The 19,714-nt window shown below is 68.9% G+C and carries 17 protein-coding genes; 7 read left to right on the top strand and 10 right to left on the bottom strand.

Translation table 11 applies throughout. The features are described 5' to 3' along the window. Window positions 1–22: 22 nt before the first annotated feature. The 3 genes from QRN26_RS01485 to QRN26_RS01475 are packed head-to-tail and all read left to right on the top strand — an operon-like array spanning window position 23 to window position 2,390. Entirely contained in the window at window positions 23–1,315 is a 1,293-nt protein-coding gene (locus tag QRN26_RS01485) for a serine/threonine-protein kinase (protein WP_285035011.1), read from the top strand. Then, on the top strand, window positions 1,312–1,827 hold the full coding sequence (locus QRN26_RS01480; protein ID WP_285035010.1) for a hypothetical protein: 516 nt from the start codon (window positions 1,312–1,314) through the stop codon (window positions 1,825–1,827). The genes QRN26_RS01485 and QRN26_RS01480 overlap by 4 nt, the downstream gene beginning before the upstream one ends. An 11-nt stretch (window positions 1,828–1,838) precedes the next feature. Continuing rightward, complete coding sequence (locus QRN26_RS01475; RefSeq protein WP_285035009.1) at window positions 1,839–2,390, top strand: SRPBCC family protein; 552 nt, start codon at window positions 1,839–1,841, stop codon at window positions 2,388–2,390. Window positions 2,391–2,459: 69 nt separating this feature from the next. Here the strand turns inward: QRN26_RS01475 and QRN26_RS01470 are convergent, their stop codons facing one another. Both QRN26_RS01470 and QRN26_RS01465 read right to left on the bottom strand, forming a co-directional pair. Next, complete coding sequence (locus tag QRN26_RS01470) at window positions 2,460–4,121, bottom strand: MDR family MFS transporter (protein WP_285035124.1); 1,662 nt, start codon at window positions 4,119–4,121, stop codon at window positions 2,460–2,462. A gap of 32 nt (window positions 4,122–4,153) precedes the next feature. After that, on the bottom strand, window positions 4,154–4,855 hold the full coding sequence (locus QRN26_RS01465; protein WP_162235723.1) for a TetR/AcrR family transcriptional regulator: 702 nt from the start codon (window positions 4,853–4,855) through the stop codon (window positions 4,154–4,156). Between the two features lie 94 nt (window positions 4,856–4,949). Here QRN26_RS01465 and QRN26_RS01460 point away from each other — a divergent pair, with 94 nt between their 5' ends. The 3 genes from QRN26_RS01460 to QRN26_RS01450 all read left to right on the top strand — a co-directional run bounded on the left by QRN26_RS01460 (window position 4,950) and on the right by QRN26_RS01450 (window position 7,058). Beyond that, a complete protein-coding gene (locus QRN26_RS01460; protein ID WP_285035008.1) occupies window positions 4,950–5,540 on the top strand; it encodes a TetR/AcrR family transcriptional regulator in 591 nt (196 codons plus the stop codon). 226 nt (window positions 5,541–5,766) lie between these two features. Then, window positions 5,767–6,210, top strand: a complete 444-nt coding sequence (locus tag QRN26_RS01455) for a hypothetical protein (RefSeq protein ID WP_285035007.1) — start codon at window positions 5,767–5,769, stop codon at window positions 6,208–6,210. A 101-nt stretch (window positions 6,211–6,311) separates the two neighbouring features. Next, a complete protein-coding gene (locus QRN26_RS01450; protein ID WP_285035006.1) occupies window positions 6,312–7,058 on the top strand; it encodes a hypothetical protein in 747 nt (248 codons plus the stop codon). A gap of 165 nt (window positions 7,059–7,223) precedes the next feature. Here the strand turns inward: QRN26_RS01450 and QRN26_RS01445 are convergent, their stop codons facing one another. The 7 genes from QRN26_RS01445 to QRN26_RS01415 form a co-directional block, all read right to left on the bottom strand. After that, window positions 7,224–8,699: an alpha-L-fucosidase gene (locus tag QRN26_RS01445; RefSeq protein ID WP_285035005.1), complete on the bottom strand. Its 1,476-nt coding sequence runs from the start codon at window positions 8,697–8,699 to the stop codon at window positions 7,224–7,226. Next, window positions 8,696–8,866 (bottom strand): DUF6903 family protein, encoded by a 171-nt coding sequence (locus QRN26_RS01440; RefSeq protein ID WP_285035004.1) that lies wholly within the window; start codon window positions 8,864–8,866, stop codon window positions 8,696–8,698. Before QRN26_RS01440 ends, QRN26_RS01445 begins: the two co-directional genes overlap by 4 nt. Then, the gene (locus QRN26_RS01435; RefSeq protein ID WP_285035003.1) at window positions 8,863–9,813 is read right to left on the bottom strand and encodes a carbohydrate ABC transporter permease; all 951 of its coding nucleotides are present in this window, start codon (window positions 9,811–9,813) and stop codon (window positions 8,863–8,865) included. Before QRN26_RS01435 ends, QRN26_RS01440 begins: the two co-directional genes overlap by 4 nt. Continuing rightward, window positions 9,813–10,721: a carbohydrate ABC transporter permease gene (locus QRN26_RS01430; protein ID WP_285035002.1), complete on the bottom strand. Its 909-nt coding sequence runs from the start codon at window positions 10,719–10,721 to the stop codon at window positions 9,813–9,815. The genes QRN26_RS01435 and QRN26_RS01430 overlap by 1 nt, the downstream gene beginning before the upstream one ends. 69 nt (window positions 10,722–10,790) lie before the next feature. Then, window positions 10,791–12,119: a carbohydrate ABC transporter substrate-binding protein gene (locus QRN26_RS01425; RefSeq protein ID WP_285035001.1), complete on the bottom strand. Its 1,329-nt coding sequence runs from the start codon at window positions 12,117–12,119 to the stop codon at window positions 10,791–10,793. 94 nt (window positions 12,120–12,213) lie between these two features. Continuing rightward, complete coding sequence (locus tag QRN26_RS01420; protein WP_285035000.1) at window positions 12,214–15,372, bottom strand: discoidin domain-containing protein; 3,159 nt, start codon at window positions 15,370–15,372, stop codon at window positions 12,214–12,216. Further along, a complete protein-coding gene (locus QRN26_RS01415) occupies window positions 15,372–16,454 on the bottom strand; it encodes a peptidylprolyl isomerase (RefSeq protein WP_285034999.1) in 1,083 nt (360 codons plus the stop codon). Before QRN26_RS01415 ends, QRN26_RS01420 begins: the two co-directional genes overlap by 1 nt. Window positions 16,455–16,651: 197 nt before the next feature. Between QRN26_RS01415 and QRN26_RS01410 the strand changes: the two genes are divergently transcribed. Beyond that, window positions 16,652–18,523 (top strand): glycoside hydrolase family 35 protein, encoded by a 1,872-nt coding sequence (locus tag QRN26_RS01410; protein WP_285034998.1) that lies wholly within the window; start codon window positions 16,652–16,654, stop codon window positions 18,521–18,523. A 9-nt stretch (window positions 18,524–18,532) separates the two neighbouring features. Here QRN26_RS01410 and QRN26_RS01405 read toward each other — a convergent pair whose 3' ends face one another. Further along, entirely contained in the window at window positions 18,533–19,630 is a 1,098-nt protein-coding gene (locus tag QRN26_RS01405) for a LacI family DNA-binding transcriptional regulator (RefSeq protein ID WP_200920992.1), read from the bottom strand. Between the last annotated feature and the right edge of the window lie 84 nt (window positions 19,631–19,714).

The raw sequence follows: 19,714 nt of genomic DNA, 5'->3' as shown, positions 1-19,714 counted from the left end.
GACCGGGGCGATCGCACCACCCATGGCCGAACCCGGCGTCGACGACCCGCGCACCGGCGAACTCCTCGACGGACGCTACCGCCTGGGAGCGCGCATCGGATCCGGCGGCATGGCGACCGTCCACCTCGCGACCGACGAGACCCTCGGGCGTCAGGTCGCGGTGAAGCTGTTCCGCCCCGGCACGACCGACGCCTCGTTGGGAGCGCGGACCGCCTCGGAGACGCGTCTGCTGGCCTCGCTCAACCACCACGCGCTCGTCACCCTCTTCGACGCGCGCGTCTTCTCCGGTGACGGTTCCTACCTCGTCATGGAGTACGTCGACGGACCGACGCTGTCGCAGCGCATCAGCCGATCGCCGCTGCCGTCACCTGAGGTCGCTGCGATGGCGGTCGACCTCGCGGAGGCGCTGCACACCGTGCACGCCGCCAGGGTCGTGCACCGCGACATCAAGCCGTCGAACGTGCTGTTGCGCCGATCGGTCCTCCCGCACCAGGAGTATCGCGCGAAGCTCGCCGACTTCGGCATCGCGCACCTCATCGACAGCACCCGCATGACCGCACCCGGCTCCCTGATGGGCACCGTCGCGTACCTCAGTCCCGAACTCGTCCGGGGCGCCGATCCGGCCACACCCGCCGACGTCTACGCCCTCGGGTTGGTCCTCCTCGAAGCCCTGACGGGCCGCCGCGCCTACCCGCAGACGAGCACCCATGAATCCCTGATGGCGCGCTTGAACGCGTCGCCGACGATCCCCGGGACGCTCGGGTACCAGTGGAAGTCCCTGCTGACGGCGATGACCGCGTCGGATCCGGCCGCGCGCCCGACGGCGCTCGAGGTCGCCATGGCGGTCCGCGACCTCGACCCGGTGCGCGACCAGGCACCGGATCCGGCGACCGCGACGATGGCGATGTCGGCCGGACCGGCGTCGACGACGGACGCGACCACGCCTGCCACCGCGATGGCGGCGACTCCGACGGCGACGACGGAACGGTTCGACGCGCCGGGCCCGCCTGCCGATCCGACGCTGGTGCTCCCGAGCGGATCGCGCGACGGTGAGGGGCTCGCCACGACGGCCGTGCTCGATGACTCCCCGCGCTCGACGCGTCGGGTCGACGAGCGCGCTCGACGCGCCGCCGTCGAGCGCCGCCGGCGGACGATCCGGGTCTGGGTGCTCCTCGGCGTGATCCTGCTCGTGGCGGCCGCCGCCCTCGTGTGGTTCCTCGTCTCGTCGGCGCAACCCTCCGTGCCGGCCCTGCCTGAGCTGCCGGATCCGCTGTCGACGCACCTGGACGAGCTGATGCGGGAGGTGACCCCGTGACGCGGCCGGGGAACCGCACTCGGGCGCTGTTCGCAGCGCCCCTGCTCGTCGTGGCGCTGCTCGGCGGCTGCGCGTCGCCGGACGCCGGACTCGATGCGGACACCGGCCGTGAGCTGCAACAGGGGGTCATCCTGGTCGCCGATGCCGCCGCCGCCGGCGACACCACCGGTGCCATCGCGGCGTTGGACGCCCTCGAGGCGCGGCTGGCCGAAGCTGAGGCGGACGGTTCCGTCTCCGCGAGCCGACTGTCGGAGATCCGATCGGCGATCGCCACCGTCCGCGCCGACCTCTCCCCCGTCGTCGAGACGCCGGCAGCCACACCGACGCCGACGCCCACGCCCAGTTCGGTCGAGCCGGTGGAGCCTGCCGCCCCGGTGGATGACGGCGCGGACGAGCCAGGCGACGACGGTGGCCCCGGGAACGGGAACGACGGCGACAAGGGTGACAACGGCAAGAACGGCGACAAGGGCAACAACGGCAACGGCAACGGGAACGGCAAGAAGGACAAATGAGACGACGAGGCATGTCAGCAGCGGCAGCGGACGACGAGCCCGGCACCGGGCCGGACGAGGAGCAGTCGGCGAAACGCGACCGCCGGGAGCGCGACGGGGTGTCGACCGTGCAGCACAGTGTCATCGTCGAGCTCCCCATCGCGGCCGTCTACAAGCAGTGGGTCGACTTCGAGTCGTACCCGGAGTTCCTCCCGGCGGTGCGCGAGGTGTCGACGACCGGCGAGGTCTACAGTCGCTGGACCGTCGCGATCAGCAAACTCTCGCGGCAGTTCCTGGTCGAGATCCTCGAGCAGCTTCCCGAGGAGCGTCTGGTCTGGCGCACCATCGAAGGCGACGTCTGGTTCAGTGGTGACGCCGCGTTCGAGGCGATCGACAAGCAGCAGACCCGCGTGGACGTCACGGTGCACTGGAAGCCGGTGACCGCGGTGGAGCGGACCGCTGCGGCGCTCGGGCTCGCCGGGCGGGCCGTCCGTGGGACGCTCGAGGCGTTCAAGACCTACATCGAGTCGACCGGCGGCCCCTCGGGTCACTCCCGGATCAAGGTCGTCTCGCCGAAGGGCTAGCCGTCCGCCGCACGACAGACGGCCCCGGGACCTCAGGTCCCGGGGCCGTCGTCGTCCGACCGGTTGCGGCTACCGCTCGCGCGACTCGGAGGTGGTCGTCGCTGGATCGTCGCCGCCACTCGCCCGGTCCGTCGTCGTGCCACCGGCGGCGGACGCCGTCACCTTGCCGCGCGCGGCGGCTTCGAGGGACTCCGCCTCCTCGCCACCGAGGGCCTCGCCGCGGGCGACGAGCCCGGCGACGTCGGAGAGCGGGATCTGCTTGAGCAGCAGCGAGAGCAGGAACGCAGCACCGATGAACGGCAGCAGGTACCAGAACACCGGGGCGAGCGCGTCGGCGTACGCGGTCACGACACCGTCGCGGACGCCGGGCGGGAGCTGGCTGAGCGTCTGCGGGTCGATCGTCGACGCCGCACTGGACGCCTCGTCTGGGCTCGCACCCGAACCGGCGAAGACGTCCCGCAGGTTCGAGGTCAGGCGCGTGGTGAAGATCGTGCCGAACACGGCGACCCCGAGCGATGCACCGACCTCGCGGAAGTAGTTGTTCGTGCTCGTCGCCGTACCGACCATCGACGCGTCGACCGAGTTCTGCGCCACCAGGACGACGACCTGCATGATCAGGCCGAGGCCGGCGCCGAAGAAGAACAGGAACACGCAGATGAGCCAGATCGGGGTGTCAGCCGTGAGCGTCGTGAAGGCGATCATGGACGCCGCCGTGACGAGCGTGCCGATGACCGGGAACATGCGGTAGCGACCGGTCTTGGTGATCAGGTTGCCCGACACGATCGACGTGCCGATGAGGCCGACCATCATCGGGATCATGAGCAGGCCGGACGCGGCGGCGGAGGTGCCGGACGACATCTGGAGGAAGGTCGGCACGAAGCCGATCGCCGAGAACATGCCGAGCCCGAGCGTGAGGCCGATCGCGGTCGCGTTGATGAACGTCGGGTTCTTGAACAGCGACAACGGGATGATCGGGTCCTTCGCGCGCGCCTCGGTGACGACGAAGAGCAGTGCGGCGACGAGCATGCCGATGCCGAACAACCAGGTCTCGATCGCACCCCAGCCGTGGGCCTCGTCACCGCCGAAGTCGGTGAAGAAGATCAGGCAGGTGGTGAAGGCCGAGAGGAAGATCACGCCGAGGATGTCGATCGGGGCCGTGGCCTTCTTGTTCGGCAGCTTCAGGGTGAAGAACGCGATCGCGAAGGCGGCGATGCCGACCGGGATGTTGATGTAGAACGCCCACTGCCAGGTGAGGTGGTCGACGAAGAAACCACCGAGGAGCGGGCCACCGACGGCGGAGAGACCGAACACGGCGCCGAGCGGGCCGAGGTACTTGCCGCGCTCGGAGGCGGGGACGATGTCGGCGATGATCGCCTGCGACAGGATCATGAGCCCGCCGCCGCCGAGGCCCTGGACGGCGCGCCACACGATGAGCTGGGTGAAGTCGCCGGCGAAGGCGCACCCGACGGAGGCGATGGTGAACAGCGCGATCGCGACGAGGAACAGTCGACGACGGCCGAGGACGTCACCGAACTTGCCGTACACGGGCATGACGACGGTGGTCGCCAGCAGGTAGGCGGTGGTGAGCCAGACCTGGTGGTCGACGCCACCCAGCTGCCCGACGATCGTCGGCATGGCTGTGGAGACGATCGTCTGGTCGAGGCTGGAGAGCAGCATGCCCGCGATGAGGGCGGCGAAGATGATCCAGATGCGGCGCTTGGTGAGCAGCATCGGGCCCTCGGTGGGCGCGGCGGTGGCGGCGGTCACGGGAGGTCCTTTCGGGGAGTGGGGTTGGTGTGGGGGTTCTGGGGGGCGGCTGCGTCGCCGTCGTCCTCGGCAGGCTCGAGCACGGCGCGGTAGGTCGCGAGGCAGTCGCGGATGGAGCCGACGATGTCGAACTCGCCGCCCTCGCCGAGGTCGACGACACCGCTGCCGAACACGCGCGCCATGGTCGTCTTGATCGCCATCCCGAAGAGGTCGGCGCAGGCGCGGGCACGCGGGTCGTCGGCCGGGACGCCTTCCCGCACGGCGATGAGCTCGACGAGCATCTGCTCGCGCTCGCGGTTCAGGCCCATGAAGCGGACCAACAGCTTGGGTTCGCGCTCGAGGGCGGCGTGGAAGTCGACGTGCTCGGCGAGGCCGAACCCGGACCGCTCCGCATGGGCGGCCGCGATGAGCATGAAGTCGTCGAGCACGGCGCGCCACCCCCGCGAGCCGAGGGCGAGGAACTCGGTAGCGAACCGCTCGCTCTCCTCGGACTCGTCGATGCCGAGGACCGCGTCCTCCTTGCTCGGGAAGTAGTTGAAGAAGGTGCGGCGCGAGACGCCGACCTCCTCACAGAGTTCCTCGATGGTGAACCCGTTGAGGCCCTGGGCAGCGGTGAGTCGTCGGGACACCGTCGTCAGGCGTGTGGCGGTCGCGGCCATCCGCTCGGACAGCCGATTCGTCGAAGTTGCACTCTGCATCACGAAGTGCAGTATTGCACTCTCCATCCCAGGGTGCAAGTCGCCCGCTTCGAGCCCGCGACGAGCTCGCAGCCGCGCTCACTAGAGTGAGCGGATGGACCCCCGCCAGGCACGCACCCGCCGCGCCCTCCGCGAGGCGATCCACACGCTCGCGACGGAGCGCCGCATCGACCAGGTGACGGTCGCGGATGTCGCTCGAGCGGCCGGGATCACCCGCGACACCTTCTACAGGCACGCGCCGACGCCCGTCCACCTGCTCGCCGACGTGCTCGGCGAGGAACTGGACGACACGCTGCGCGCGCACGTCGACCTCCCGGCGGAGAGCGGCTCCGAACTGAGCGTCTTCGACGAGTCGGAGCGCGACCTCCTGCGGCACGTCGCCGAGCACGCGACGATCTACCGCAACGCGATGCAGCCCCGGCTCGTCGGACCACTCCGCGATGCGCTCACCGAACGGATCGAGGCGGCCCTCCGTCACCACCTCGACCGTCACCCGCAGATCGCCCCGCCGCGCGAGGAGGGCGTCGACCCCGAACGACACGTGCGCATGCTCGTCGCTTACGCCGGGGCCGGCACGGTCGCGGCGATCGAGGAGTGGCTCCGCACCGGGGAGCTCGACGACATCGACGCCGCCGCCCGCACCGTCATCGCCGCCTCCCCCGCCTGGTGGCTCGGTCGTCGTTAGGCCGGTTCCAGCCGCCCGGACCGCGCCTATCAAAGACATATGTCGGTGTAGGCATATCTGCTCTGTGGATAGCCCCGGGTCGGGATCCGTCCGCGCCTAGCGTCGAGGGATGCCAGTCACACCACGTCCTCGCACCCATTCCGCCCTCGCCCTCGCGGCGGGCCTCCTCGCCCTGACGGCGTGCTCCGGCCCGGATCCCGCGCCGCCGCCGAGTAGCGCCCCGCCGGTGTTCGCCAGCGAGGAGGAGGCACTCGCCGCGGTGACGGAGACGTACCAGCGGTTCCAGCAGCTGTCGTACCAGATCCTCGCGGAGGGAGGGGCTGACCCCGAGCGAATTCGATCGCTGACCTCGGACGAGGTAGCGGAAACGGAGATGGACGGATATCGCCGCGCAGCAGATCAGGGATATGTGTTCACCGGGGCGCCAACCATCCAATCCACTGCCCTGGATCTCTGGTTGCCCTACCCAGACCCCCTGCAGGTGGTGGCTCGGGCGGAGCTCTGCATCGACATATCGAATGTCCAGGTGGTCGACGGCGCAGGCACGTCGGTCGTGTCGACGGAACGGCAGCCCCAGTCCTTGTGGTCGGTCGACATCTCCTACCGGGAGAACGATCAGACGCTCATCGTGGGCGCCAAGGAGAAGGTGGACGATCGATGCGACGACTGAACGCTCGCCGTCCGGCGGTCATCGCCGTTGGAGCTCTCGTCATCGGCTTGTTCATCGCGGTGGCGCCTGGAAGTGTCGCAGTGGCTGCGCAGTGTTCAGATGTGGACCACGCCATCGGCGCCTGCATCGGCAACGGTTCGGTCGATATCGGTGGCAGTGTCGAGCGGCCCGGGACCGGGGGTGGGGGTTCCGGTGGCTCAGGCGGTGGTGACAGCGGTGGCGGTTCGACCGAGCTTCCGCCCGGCGTCACCGACGGACCCAACGGGGAACGGACCGTGTGCAGTCTCGTGCGTCCCGACGACTGCTACACGATCACCCCCGGCGAGCTGATCCCCGGCTTCGAACCCACACCCGCCGCACAACCGGTCACCATCCGGGACCTCATCAGCTTCGCGCCCGCCGCCCCGACCGTCACCACCGAACCACGGAGCTGGGGAATCCGCGGGCTGCACACCAACGTCATCGCCGGTGCGTCTGGTCACACCCGCTCGGGCACTCTGCTCGGTCAGACGGCGGAGGTGAACTTCATCCCCGTCGGGTTCACCATCGACTACGGCGACGGCACCACCGCCACCAGCAGCACCGGTGGCGCCACCTGGGCGTCTCTCGGACTCCCCGAGTTCTCCAAAACGCCGACCAGTCACCGGTACACGACCGTCGGGACCAAGACGATCACCGTGGAGGTCGAGTACGCAGCCGAGTACCGCGTCGGCGACAGTGGCTGGCTTCCCGTCGTCGGAACCCTGACCATCCCCACCGACACTCCGCACCCCATCCAGATCGTCCGCAACGCGACCGTCGGCGTCGACCAACCCTGCCGACCCGGCACACCCACCATCGGCTGCTGAACCCCGCACCCGTTCAACGCCGTGAGCGCGCCCCAGCGGCGTGAGCGCACCCCTCCGGAGGCCCGCGCCCACGTCACCGGGGCGCGCCCGTGCCCGCAGCACCGCGCTCACGCCAGCGCACCGCGCCGGCACAACACGCTGACACAGACCGGCGGAGGAAGAGCGTCAGGAGGCGGTGAAGACCGAGATCCGCGCGAGGTGCGGCTGCGCTCGGGATGCGGTGATCGTCACGCGCAACTCGGTCGTCTCGACCGCGTCGAACCGGAGGATCCGCTGAGCACCCACGGTCGCCGCCGAAGCGAGCACCCGCGGCACACCGTCGACATCCAGCACCGAGACCTCGACCCCCTCGACCACCTGGCCATGTGCGATCGCCTCCCGCACACTCACTCCGGACACCGGCTGCGGTCGGTCCCATCGGAACCGCAGGGTCGGCAGGGGATCGTCGTCGTCCGGGCGCCACGTCACCACGTCCAGCTGCGACCCGGTCCCCGTGATCGACGCGGCCGGCACCGGCGCGCTCGACATCGTGAGCAGTGCGGAGCCGGCGACGTCGAGCCGCTCCAGCTCGTCGATCAGTCGGCCGAGACCGGCGAGGCTCTCGAGGTCGGGCTCCGCGATCACCCCGTCGCGGGTCGGCGGCAGGTTGAGCAGGAACGTCGCGTTCCCGCCGACGCTGCGCTCGTAGATGTCGAAGAGCTCCTCGGCCGACCGGACCATCCCGTCCTCCGCAGGGTGGTGGAACCAGCCCGGACGGATCGAGGTGTTGACCTCGGCCGGGTACCAGACGAGCGGCTCCGCGGTCGCAACGATCGCGGAGCGACTGCCGAGGTCCTCCTCGTCGGACTGCACCGCCCGCGAGAAGAGCCCGTCGTCGACCTGCTGCGAGCGGTCGGCGGTGCGCTCCGCGTCACGCAATGACGCCGGCACCACACTCCACTCGTCCGCGCGGGTCGATCCGGCCTCGTTCCCGCACCAGCGCACATCCGGCCCGCACACGCTGATCGCCGCGTTCGGCTGGAGTTCGCGGACGACGGCGTAGTAGCGGTCCCAGTCGTACAGCTGCTTCTTGCCGTTCGGCCCTTCACCGTTCGCGCCGTCGAACCAGACCGAGAACAACTCGCCGTAGCCGGTGAGGAGTTCGGTGAGCTGCGCGACGAAGAAGTCGTCATAGGCGTCACCCGAGCCGTAGCTGGCCTCGGCGCGATCCCAGGGCGACAGGTAGACACCGAACGCGAGTCCGGCCGCCCGGCACGCCGCCGCGACCTCGGCGACGAGATCGCCACCGCCATCGCGCCACGGGCTCGACGCGACGGAATGGTCGCTCACGGCTGTCGGCCACAGCGCGAACCCGTCGTGGTGCTTGCAGGTGAGGATGAGCCCGCGCATGCCGGCGCTCTTCGCCGCGGCGACCCACTGCTCGGCGTCGACGCCGGACGGGTCGAACACGGCGGGCGATTCGGTGCCGTCACCCCACTCCCGGTCGGTCATCGTGTTGACCCCGAAGTGGATGAAGCCGTAGAACTCAAGGCGCTGCCAAGCGAGTTGCCGCGGCGACGGCACGACGGCGACCGCCTCGGCCAGGCGCTGCGCAGTGTCGATCGTCGCTCCGGCCGAACGCTCGGCCCCCGCGCGGCTCATCGGAACCTCCGGTTGTAGAGGGCGAGCAGCGTGATCAAGCCGGCGAGCCCGAGGAGCATCACCCCGAGGTTCACCCACCCCACCGACTGGTTGGCGATGATCACCGCGGCCACGCAGCTCACGAACACGACCGCCGCGACGACGGCTCCCACACGTTCCTTGGTCATTCCTTCAGCCCTCCGGCTCCGACGTTCTGCAACAGACGTTTCTGGATGATGATGTAGAGGATCACGACGGGGATGATGACGATCACCATACCCGCGTACAACCGGCCGTAATCGGCGGCCGCGCGTTGCGCCTGGAACAGGTTCAGCAGCCCCACCTGCAGGGTCTTGTTCTCACCCGGGATCAGCGACAACGAGATGATGTAGTCGTTCCAGTAGCTCAGGAAGTTGAACAGGATCGCCGTGCTGATCGCCGGCATCGCCATCGGCAGCATGACCGTCCGCATCGTGCGGAACCGCGACGCGCCGTCGAGCGTGGCGGCCTCCTCGTAGGACACCGGGATGGTGCGGAAGTAGGCGAGCAGCAGGTAGATCGTGAACGGCAGCGACGTCGCAGCGTAGACGAGCCCGAGGACGAACAGGTTGTCGATGAAGAAGCCGCTCGGCATGAACGTCCGCAGGGCCTTGTCCCACCCGAGGAGCATGAGGAAGATCGGGATGACGATGTAGTTCACGTTGATGAACAGGCCGGCGAGCAGCAGCGTCTCGAGGATCGACTTGCCGCGGAACTCGAACCGGGCCAGCGCATAGGCGGCCGGCACGGCGATGATGAGGACGAAACAGAGGCCGACGACCGTGACCAGGAGCGAATTGAGCAGGTAGGGGCCCATGTTCGCGTCGACGAACGCGTCGACGAAGTTCTGCCAGTGCAGACCCTCGGGCAGCGCCCACGGGTTGCCGTAGAACTCGCCCTTGGTCTTGACCGACGCCATGACGACCCAGAGCACGGGCACCAGGATCATGAGCGAGATGAGGATCAGGACGAGGTTCGAGACCCAGGACACCGGCTTGCGGCGACGGACGCGCCGACGGGAGGTGGGTCCGGGTGGAACCGAGGATGACGGCGGTGTCACGATCGGCGGGACGGGAGCTGAGGTGGTCGTGGTCATCAGAACTGGAGGACCTCTCGCTTGGTCGCACGGCTGATGATGAGCGCCGCGAGGAATGAGAACAGGAAGATCGCCGTCCCGATGGCCATGCCGTAGCCGTAGCTCGAGTTCGTGTACGCCTGCTTGTACATGTAGTCGAGGAGGACCTCGGAGGAACCGTCGGGGCCGCCACCGGTGAGGGCCCGGACGAGGACGAAGGCGAGGTTGATCGAGCTGATGATGAAGAAGATGAGGGAGGTGCGGAGCGTCTCCCAGACGAGCGGCAGCGTGACGTCGAGGAACTGCCGGAACGGGCCGGCCCCGTCGAGCGCTGAGGCCTCGTAGATCTCCGCCGGGATGTTCGACATGCCCGACATGTAGAGGACGAGGTAGTAGCCGAGCGACTGCCACACCATCGCGAAGGCGATGCTGTACATGATGATCTTCTGGTCGCCGAGCCAGACCTGCGACAACGACTCGAGGCCGAGGAAGGTCAACGAGCCGTTGATGAGCCCGTTCTGCTGGTCGTACACGGCGGAGAAGATCGCGGCGACGACGACGATCGACAGGACGCTCGGCAGGTAGAGCACGAAGCGGTAGAGGTTGCGGGCGCGCACCTTGCCCTGCGTCATGACCCCGGCGAGCACGAGCCCGCCGGCCATCGTCACGATGGAGACGACCACGAGGAGGAAGACGGTGTTCTGAAATGCCCGCACGAACTGCATGTCGCCGGCGAGGGCGATGAAGTTGTCGAAGCCGGCGAACGTGGGGGTGCCGCCGACGCCGGTCCAGTTGTAGAGCGACATCCGGAACACGTCGAAGGTCGGGACGACCATGAAGAGCACGTAGAGGATGATCGCGGGCGCGACGCACAGCAGCACGAAGCGGTTCTTCCCACGGGTGTTGAGGGAGACGGGGCGTCTGGCCACGGCGCGTCCTTTCTGCGTTGAGGGGTGTGCCCGTCCGATAGGGGGATCGGACGGGCACACCGGTCGGGATCAGCCCGCGAGCTGGTCGGTGAGCTTGTTGCTCGCCTCGTTGACCTGGTTCTGCCAGTCCTCGAGGGTGGTGGTGCCGGAGAGGACACTGTTGGCCGCGTCGAACAGCGTGGCCTTGAGGTCGACCCCGGGGACCGGCTTGGTCGCGGCGAAGGCACCGACGACGGCCTCGACACCGGGCTCGCTGTAGACGGCGTAGAAGTCCTTCGCCTCACCGGTCAGGCGCTCCGGGAGTCCCTGGACCGGCTGGATGGCGTTGGCCTTCGCGAACATGTCAGCGGCCTCGTCCGAGTACAGGTACGCGATGAAGTCCTTCGCCGCGTCCTTGTTCGTGGCCTCCTTCGGGACCCACGCCGACTCGACGAACGTCGTCAGGTAGCGCGTGCCGTCGGCCTCTGGAGCGGGGACCGGGGTGAGCCCCCACTGGAACCCGTCGGTGCGTGGGGCGTCCTTCATCTCGTTGGCGATCCACGACCCGTTCGGCATGAACAGCGTGGTGCCGTCGAGGATGGTCTGCTGGTTCTTCGTGAAGTCCTGACCGTTGGCGTAGCCGACCGTGGTCGGTGCCGCGTAGCTGAGGAGCTTCGTCGTCAGTTCGAGGGCCTCGGTCGCGTCGTCGGACTTCCACACGTCCTTCTTGTAGGTGAGGACGTCGTTGAGGAACTCCGGCCCGCCCACCGCGGACAGCAGCGAGAAGAAGTACGAGTCGAGGTAGCCGGCCGTCGGGTAGGTGAAGAGCGAGATGCCCTCCGCCTTCGCCTCGTCGCCGAGTTCGAACATCTCGTCCCAGGTGGTGGGGACGGTCCAGCCGTTGTCGGCGAACAGCTTCTGGTTGTAGACGAGGCCCGTGGGCGACGCGTACATCGGCATGAGGTAGACCTCGTCGTCACCGTAGGGGTTGGTGTTGAGGTTGCCGACGATGCCGGGGGTCAGCTTGTCGCCGACGGTGACGTCCTCGCCGGGGATCTTCGCGTCGAGGACGCTCGTGAGGTCCTCGAGGTTGCTGTCGCGGACGAAGGACTCGGTGAAGCCCTCCTTGGCGCCGAGGCCGAGGACGACGAGGTCGGGGTAGTCGCCGGCCGCGACCTGCGGGGTGAGCTCGTCGGCGAGGGTCTTGCTCGTCGTGAGCTCGATCTTCACGTCGGGGTTGAGCTTCTCGTAGGCCGCGACGACCTCCTCGTACATCTCGGAGCCGTAGCCGCCTTCGAATGCGGCGATCTTCAGGGTGTCGGCGTCGTCGCCGCTCGTGCCGGAGTTTCCCGCGCAGCCGGCGAGCATGCCGACCGTCGCGACGGCGGCGATGACGCCGACGGTTCTCGTGTGCTTCATGACAGGGGTCCTTCCCAGTGCTGGTGGGTGCTGCAGGGGGTGGTGGGGAGTGCGGTGATGCGGTTGCGGGGATGGGCGAGGTCGCTGCGGTCCGTCATCGGTTCATGGCCGATGCGCGACGGGCTCGCAGGGTGAGTGCTGCTGCTCCGGCCAGCAGGAGCAGGATCCCCGCGGCTGCCGGTGCGAGACCGTCGACTCCGGTGCTCGCGAGCGAGCCGCCGGCGGAACCGGTACCGGTGGCGCCAGATCCACCGGTACCGGGGCTTCCTGCGCTGGGCGTGCCGGGTGTGCCCGGTCCACCCGGCGTGACCGGGGTGCCGCCACCGGGCTCGAAGGCCTCGATCGCGGCGTTCAGCGCGACGACCGCTGCCTGCACGTCGGCGTTCGTCACGGCGGTGTTGCCGGTCGCGACGGTGTCGCGGTTGACGAGCGCCAGGACGGCTTCCGCGGAGGCGATCGCCGCGGTCAACGTCTCGGCTCCGTCGGCCGCCGGAGCGGCGGCGCGCGCCGACTGCGCTGCGGGCGCTGACGAGGCGAGGAGGGCCTTCGCCGTCGCGATCGACGCCGCGAGTTCCGTCGTGTCGACGATCTCCACCGTGACCCGCTCGGTCGTGTTCGAGCCGAACTCGAAGACGACCCCGGAGGCACCGAGCTCCTTGTCGGCGGCGAACGCGTTCGTGAGCGTGATCGTGGCGCCGTCCGCCGTGTCGGTGCGGACGAAGTCGGCGTCGTCGAGGCTGCCGACGATCGCGCCGGAGGGCTGGACGTACCGGAGACCGGTGAGGGTGTCACCGTCGAGGTCGACCGTGAACGTCGGCAGGTTGTCGGGGTCCTCCGCCATCGCGGCGTTCTTGTCCATGACCGCTGCCGTGGGGGTCACCGTGGGATCGGTGGCGACGACCGCGCTGTTGAAGACGCTGATGGTGGTGAGGGTCGGTGCGTAGACCTGACCGGGCAGCAGGCTCTCGAGCGACACCCGGAGCTTCGAGCTGGTGATCGAACCGAAGTCCTTCACGACCTTGCTCGCTCCGATCCCCGTCTGGGAGGAGAAGCCCACCCAGGCACCGGCGGCCGCGTCCCACCGCTGGAGGGAGAAGGCGTTGACGCGGGCGTCGGTACCGGAGTCGGTGAACTCCGAGAGGTCGACCTCGTCGAACGTCGTGTCGGCACCGAAGTCGATGTCGATCGTCAGGGGGTAGGTGGCGTCGTCCGCACCGGCCCAGCGTGTCGCCGGATCACCGTCGACGAGCTTGCCCGCGTTGAACTCGAAGTCGTTGTGCGGGTGCGTGCTATTGGCGACGATCGGCTTGCCCTTGGCGAGGTCGACGCGGGTGTCGACGCCCTCGTTCTCGATCGGGTCGGTGTCGACCGGGTTGTCGACCTTCGCACCGACCGCGGCCTCGTACAGCCCGATGTCGACGCCGTCACCGTAGTAGAGCTCGGTGCCGAAGAAGTCGTCGGAGCCGATGCGCTCGTTGTAGCGACCGGCGTCGATCAACGGCGAGGTCTCCTGGAGCTTGAACAGCGAGGCGGAGTCGCGGATGGCGTCGACGCCGGCGTCCTTCGCGTAGTCGGCCGGGTTCCCGACGAACTCCGGATCGCCGATGACGGCCCGCTTGTCCACCGGCTGGTTGGCCGACTGCTTGCCGCTCGCCTCGAAGTAGGCGTTGTTCGAGAACACGCCCTTGTCGAGGCCGCCGGCCTTCCGCGCCCAGTTCGTGGACGTGGTGGTGGAGGTGTTGTAGAAGACGTTGTTCGCGAAGTAGACGCGGTCCTTCAGCACCTCGTCGTGGAAGCTCTCCAGCTCGGCGCCGTCGTAGACGAAGACGTTGTTGAGGATGTAGGTGGGCGAGTAGTTCGACGACAGCATGTTCTTGAAGATCACACCGTTGTCGTTGACGCTGAGGTTGTAGCGGGCGATCGAGTTGGAGCTGTTGCCCATGTAGGACATCCAGCCGCCCTGGTTGTCGTGCGAGTAGTTGTGCTCGTAGACGACGTTGAAGTTCGTGAACTCGAGGTCCCACGGCGTCGCGTCGTACTCGTTGGCGGGGCCGCCGTAGATCTCGTTGAAGCGCATCACACTGTCGGCACCGGCCCACAGGTAGAGGCCGGCGGAGACCTGGTTGTAGCGCTCGAGCCAGCCGTTCGCCTCGTTGTACTCGGCGGTGAGGCGCTGGGTGTTCGCGAACTGGAACGGGCCCTGGCCGGTGCTCTCGGCGTAGTTGTGGCTGATCGTCACGTCACGGCTGTAGAGGTCGCGGTCGCGGACCCAGAGCTGTTCCCAACCCTCGTGGTACTTGCCGGAGGCGTCCGTCTGGCCCTGCTGGTCGCCGAACCAGTTGAACGCGAACTGCACGGCGTGCAGCTCGACGTTCTCGAAGGTGTTGTCCTGGATGCTGATGTCCTCGAAGTGGTGGCCACCCGTCGGGTACGCCGTGTACTGCTGGGAACCGAAGACCTGGAAGTTGACACCGGCGTAGTGGATCTTCTGCCACGAGGACGGACCGTCGATGTCGTGCGCGAAGACGTTCGTGACGCTGATGCCGCGCATGATCGAGTCGGCACCGGCCTCGAGCTTGTCGGCGTTGATCGACACGGAGACACCGTCGCGGACGTAGCTGCCCGTCGTGATGTCGGTCCCGAAGTCGTCGTCGTTGGAGACCTCGAGGTTCGCGATGTGGACGTACTGCTGGTTGCGCAGGATCACGGCACCGGTCAGTCCGACGGTCTCGGGGTTCTTCACGCCCGGGCTCGTGAACGGGCTGGGGACCTGTCCGTTCGTCGCGATGTAGGGGCGACGCGCATCGGCGGCTCCATAAGCGTCGATGACGATGGGCGCCGCCTCGGTCCCGGAACCCTTCGGCCACAGGGAGGTGTCGGACCAGGTCTCCCCGGCCTTCAGGAGGACGCGGTCGCCCGGCGCGAAGGTCTTGGCGTTGACGGGCGTGAAGCTCTTCCACGCCGTGTCGGCCGAGGTGCCCGCTGCGGCGTCGTCACCGGCGGTCGCGTCGACGAAGTAGTCCGTGCCACCCGTCGTGTTCGGGGTGTCACCGGCCCAGCCCGTCGGAGCGGCGGCCGCCTGGACGGCGGCGTCGGGGGTGGTCGGGGCCGCCGACGCCGCCGGCGCGAAGGCCGTGACGAAGAGGGCGGTGAGCCCGAGAGCGGCAAGCCCTCGGAGGGCGGGGTGCTGGGCGGACCGGTTCCGACGTCTGCGTCGGGGTTCCGGGATCGCCGCGGGGGTGGCGGTGTTCATCAGTGCGTGTCCTCCATCGTGAGTTGGTGCAGGGCGTTGCTGTCCATCTGGCGGTCTTGGGCCGCGACGCGCTCGGCGATGAGCGCGTCGAGGGCGTCGTTCACGAGCTGGGCTCGGATGCGGCTGGCATAGGCGGCGAAAGCGGCGTCGCGGTCGACGGTGACGGTGTCCACCCGGTAGACCACGTGGTCGCCCTGCTCCACGACGGGCGAACTGAGCGCACCGACGGGCAGGGTGGCGACCTCGGCGACCAGGCGCGGGTCGGGCGTGCGGGACCCGCCGTCGAGGAGACCGGTGGCACCGTCGAGGGTCGAAGCGGAGACCGTCGCGCCGGTGCTGCCGACGGCGTCGACGCCCTCCGTCGCGAGCCGGGCGGCGAACTGCTCGGCCGTGGTCGAGGCGAGTGGCACGGCGATCCGCGTGAGGGCGTAGGTGCTCGCGTTCAGCGTCCAATCGTCGGCGTGCGCGTCGAACGCGTCTCGGACCTGCGCCTCGGAGACGTCGATGAGCGGGTCGTCTCCCGAGCTCACGGCCGAGGCCAGCTTGGTCCGGGCGTCTGCGAGCAGACGACCGTAGAACTCCTGCGCGCGGAACGAGGTGAGCCCGTAGACGACCTCCCCCTCGCCGAGCTGTGCGGCGCGCGCCGTGTTGGTGTCGGCGAGCGTCTGTTCGAATCCGGCGAAGTCCGTGAACGGCACCAGCCCGTGTTCGTGGCCGAGCTCGAAGACGACGCGGTCGGCCGCGAGCTCGTCGAGGGCGGCCGTGCGCAGGCGGTCGATCGCCGTCGTGTCGCCGAGCGGTGCATCCCAGTCGACGGTCGCGGAGCCGGTCTCGACGAGGACCTCGTTCTCGATCGCGGGGCGGACACGTTCCATATGGAAGAGCAGCTCGTCGCGGGTGACCGTGGTGCCACCGATCGTCCCCAGCTCCGCGGGAGCCGCTCCGGCCCCGGTGACCGCGACCCCGGCGACGACGACGCCCGCGAGGACCGCTGCGCCGGCGGCGACGAGCAGACGTGTCCGGCGACGACCGCGTTGCCGTGCTGCACGGAGGCCGTGAGCGGAAGCGTCGGTGCTGTTCATCGGTGCGGCCTTTCCGTGGAAGTGGAGCGGGGTCGGCGGTGGTTGGGAGTCATGCTGGCAGAAAATGATACGGATAACAATCGTCGACACGAAAGCGTTACAAAGTGGCTTAAAGCAGATGAATAGAGGCTTGGCATCCATAACATGCATGCCCCATAGTGGAAGCCTGCACGCTGATCCGAGGAGACGACCGCACCATGACGAAGTTCGCCGACGCTGTCGGTTCAGCCCTTCCCCACGTCGCGGACGAGCCGCAGCCCGCCGTCCCTGCGGCGCTGCACTGGGGCGACGGGAAGCTGTTCCGCAACGGCGTCCCGCACTCCATCCGGTCCGGATCACTGCACTACTTCCGGGTCGTCCCGGAGCACTGGCGCGACCGGATGCTGCGGTTCGTCGACCTCGGCCTCAACTCCATCGACACCTACATCCCCTGGAACTTCCACCAGCCCCAGGTCGACGCTGCACCCGGGTTCACCGGCTGGCGCGACATCGGTGCCTTCATGGACACCGCCGCCGACCTCGGTCTCGACGTGCTGCTCCGCCCCGGCCCGTACATCTGCGCGGAGTGGTCGAACGGCGGCCTGCCGGCCTGGCTCACCGCCCGCGACATCACGCTCCGCAGCTCGGACCCGGGTTACCAGCAGCCGGTCGAGACCTGGTTCGAGGAGCTCATCCCCCGGCTCGCGCCCTACCAGGCCGTCCACGGCGGGCCGGTCGTCGCCGTGCAGGTCGAGAACGAGTACGGCAGTTACGGCGACGACGCCAGGTACCCCGGCTGGCTCGCCTCGCTCCTGCGCCGACTCGGCGTGCAAGAGCTGCTCTACACCGCCGACGGGCCCACCGATCTGATGATCGACGGTGGCTCGATCCCCGGCATCATGATGGCCGCCACGCTCGGTTCGAAGCCGGATGAGGCTCGCGCCCTGCTCCGGAGCCGCCGGCCCGACGAGCCCTTCTTCGTCGCGGAGTTCTGGAACGGATGGTTCGACCACTGGGGCCAGCCGCACCACGTGCGCGACGCCGACAACGCCGCCGAGGTGGCGCGAGGCATCCTGACCGACGGCGGGAGCATCAGCATCTACATGGCGCACGGCGGGACGAACTTCGGCCTCTGGTCGGGGGCGAACCTCGTCGATGGCGAACTGCGGCCGACCATCACCAGCTACGACTCCGACGCGCCGATCGCCGAGGACGGCCGACTCACGCCCAAGTTCTTCGCCCTCCGCGAGGCCCTCGGCATGGCGGACCAGCCGCTGCGCTCGCCCGAGCTCCGGTACCTGCCGGAACGCAGCGTGCCACTGCAGCACGGCGCCGGCCTGCTCGACGCCCTCGGTGGGCTCGGCGGTCCGCTCGCCGAGCGGACGGCGTCACCGGCGTCCTTCGAAGACCTCGACGTCGACGGCGGTCTGGTCGTCTACGAGGCGGACGTCCTCCTCCCCGACCGCCCGGTCGAGCTCGTGTTCGACGGCGTCGCCGACCGCGGCCAGATCTTCCTCGACGGCGAGCACCAGGCGACGATCACGGCGGCCGGTACGGTGACCGTGATCGGTACGGGCCTCGTCTCGAAGCTGACGGTCGTGGTGGAGAACCTCGGCCGCGTCAACTACGGACCGCAGTTGGGCTCCCGGAAGGGCCTGCTCGGCCCGGTGCTCGTGGAGCGTCGTCTCGTGCACGGCTGGCGAGCACGGCCCGTCGCCCTCGACCGCCTGGACGCCCTGCACCTGCGGTCGGTCGTCGAACGGTCGGTCATCGAGCGGTCGGGAGACGGAGCCACGCCCGGCGGTACGGGCGACGGCGGCCTGTCGAGCGGGACCTTCCACGTCGACGAACCCCTCGACACCCACCTGCGGCTCCCCGGGTTCACGAAGGGGTTCGTCTGGATCAACGGCGCGCTGCTCGGCCGGTACTGGAACATCGGTCCGCAGCAGACGCTCTACGTTCCCGGGCCGCTCCTGCGGTCGGGGTCGAACCGGATCGTCGTCCTCGAACTGCACCGATCGGGATCCGGCGTCGAGTTCGTCAGCCGCCCGGAGCTCGGACCGACCGAGGAGTACGTCGAGGAGTTCTGAGCCCGGCGCTCAGTGCGCCGTGCCGGGCGCTGCGGTGCTCCCGCGGACGATCAGCTCCGGCAGCATGACGACCGTCTCGCGCTCCGCCGCGGGCTCCTCGATCAGCGTGAGCAGATGTTCGACGGCGACGCGACCCATCTCGCTGAACGGCTGCCGGATGGTCGTCAGTGGCGGCGAGGCGTACTGCGCCAGGGCGATGTCGTCCATCCCGATGACGGACACGTCGCCCGGCACACTCCGGCCGAGTTCGGCGAGGGCACGCAGCACCCCGAACGCCATCTCGTCGCTCGAGACGAAGATCGCCGTGACGTCCGGCATGCGACCGAGGAGGAGGCCGTTGCGGTAGCCCGACTCCGGGCTCCAGTCGCCGTACAGGACGGGTGGTTCGTCGATGCCGCGGTCGCGCAGGGCGGCCTGCCAGCCGATCGTCCGGCCTCCTGCGTCCTTCCAGGCCGTCGGGCCGCTCAGGTGCCAGACGGTCTCGTGCCCGAGGTCGAGCAGATGCTCCGTCGCCATGCGGCCGGCGGCCTCCTGGTCCACCCGGACGATCTCGTCGGCGAAGGACTCGAGGCCGTCGATCACGACCGTCGGCAGGTCGGCCGTCACCCGCAGCAGGGAGACCTCGTCCCAGATCGGAACGGCGATCACGAGTCCGTCGACGCCCTGGTTCCGGAGCCGGTCGATGGCGTCGGTGATGGACGCGGCGGACAACGACGTCGTCCCGGCGGCGCTCACGAAGTAGTCGTGCTGGTGCGTCGCACGTTGGATGCCGAGCATCATCGACGAGCGCGCGTAGTAGTCGGTCTCGTGGGTGAGGACGCCGATGGTGCGGCTGCGGCCAGTGACCAGCGCGCGGGCGAGCCCCGTCCGTCGGTAGCCCGTCTGCTCGACAGCCGCCTCCACCTGGAGCCGGGTCACCTCGGTCACGTTGTCGAGGCCGCGGAGCACCCGGGAGACGGTCTGCGGGGAGACACCGGCGATCGCGGCGACGTCGGCCATCGTGGGCATGCGGGTGCGCTTGTCGCGTTGCTTGCGCCTCCCAGGCGGTCCCGGCTCGCCCTTCGGTGCTGGTGCGTCGAGCGCTGTCGGTCCCCCGGATGACGTCATTTCCACATGTTAGCCAATGGCACGGATAACACCCGCAACCCCTCCGGTGGGGTCGGCGCGGTGCGCTGACGCGAGTGCGATGGA

It is taken from the genome of Plantibacter sp. ME-Dv--P-095 (assembly GCF_030209365.1).
Taxonomy (GTDB): domain Bacteria; phylum Actinomycetota; class Actinomycetes; order Actinomycetales; family Microbacteriaceae; genus Plantibacter.
The sequence above is the reverse complement of the archived record's forward strand: the minus strand, read 5'-3'. Positions and strand labels throughout refer to the sequence as shown.

Bases quoted from the DNA above. Each gene is read 5' to 3' on its own strand.
- QRN26_RS01460 (WP_285035008.1), top strand. From the start codon at position 4,950: ATGGACCCCCGCCAGGCACGCACCCGCCGCGCCCTCCGCGAGGCGATC.
- QRN26_RS01465 (WP_162235723.1), bottom strand. From the start codon at position 4,855: ATGCAGAGTGCAACTTCGACGAATCGGCTGTCCGAGCGGATGGCCGCG.
- QRN26_RS01440 (WP_285035004.1), bottom strand. From the start codon at position 8,866: ATGACCAAGGAACGTGTGGGAGCCGTCGTCGCGGCGGTCGTGTTCGTG.
- QRN26_RS01435 (WP_285035003.1), bottom strand. From the start codon at position 9,813: ATGACCACGACCACCTCAGCTCCCGTCCCGCCGATCGTGACACCGCCG.
- QRN26_RS01475 (WP_285035009.1), top strand. From the start codon at position 1,839: ATGTCAGCAGCGGCAGCGGACGACGAGCCCGGCACCGGGCCGGACGAG.
- QRN26_RS01410 (WP_285034998.1), top strand. From the start codon at position 16,652: ATGACGAAGTTCGCCGACGCTGTCGGTTCAGCCCTTCCCCACGTCGCG.
- QRN26_RS01415 (WP_285034999.1), bottom strand. From the start codon at position 16,454: ATGAACAGCACCGACGCTTCCGCTCACGGCCTCCGTGCAGCACGGCAA.
- QRN26_RS01485 (WP_285035011.1), top strand. From the start codon at position 23: ATGGCCGAACCCGGCGTCGACGACCCGCGCACCGGCGAACTCCTCGAC.
- QRN26_RS01420 (WP_285035000.1), bottom strand. From the start codon at position 15,372: ATGAACACCGCCACCCCCGCGGCGATCCCGGAACCCCGACGCAGACGT.
- QRN26_RS01405 (WP_200920992.1), bottom strand. From the start codon at position 19,630: ATGACGTCATCCGGGGGACCGACAGCGCTCGACGCACCAGCACCGAAG.
- QRN26_RS01425 (WP_285035001.1), bottom strand. From the start codon at position 12,119: ATGAAGCACACGAGAACCGTCGGCGTCATCGCCGCCGTCGCGACGGTC.
- QRN26_RS01470 (WP_285035124.1), bottom strand. From the start codon at position 4,121: ATGCTGCTCACCAAGCGCCGCATCTGGATCATCTTCGCCGCCCTCATC.
- QRN26_RS01445 (WP_285035005.1), bottom strand. From the start codon at position 8,699: ATGAGCCGCGCGGGGGCCGAGCGTTCGGCCGGAGCGACGATCGACACT.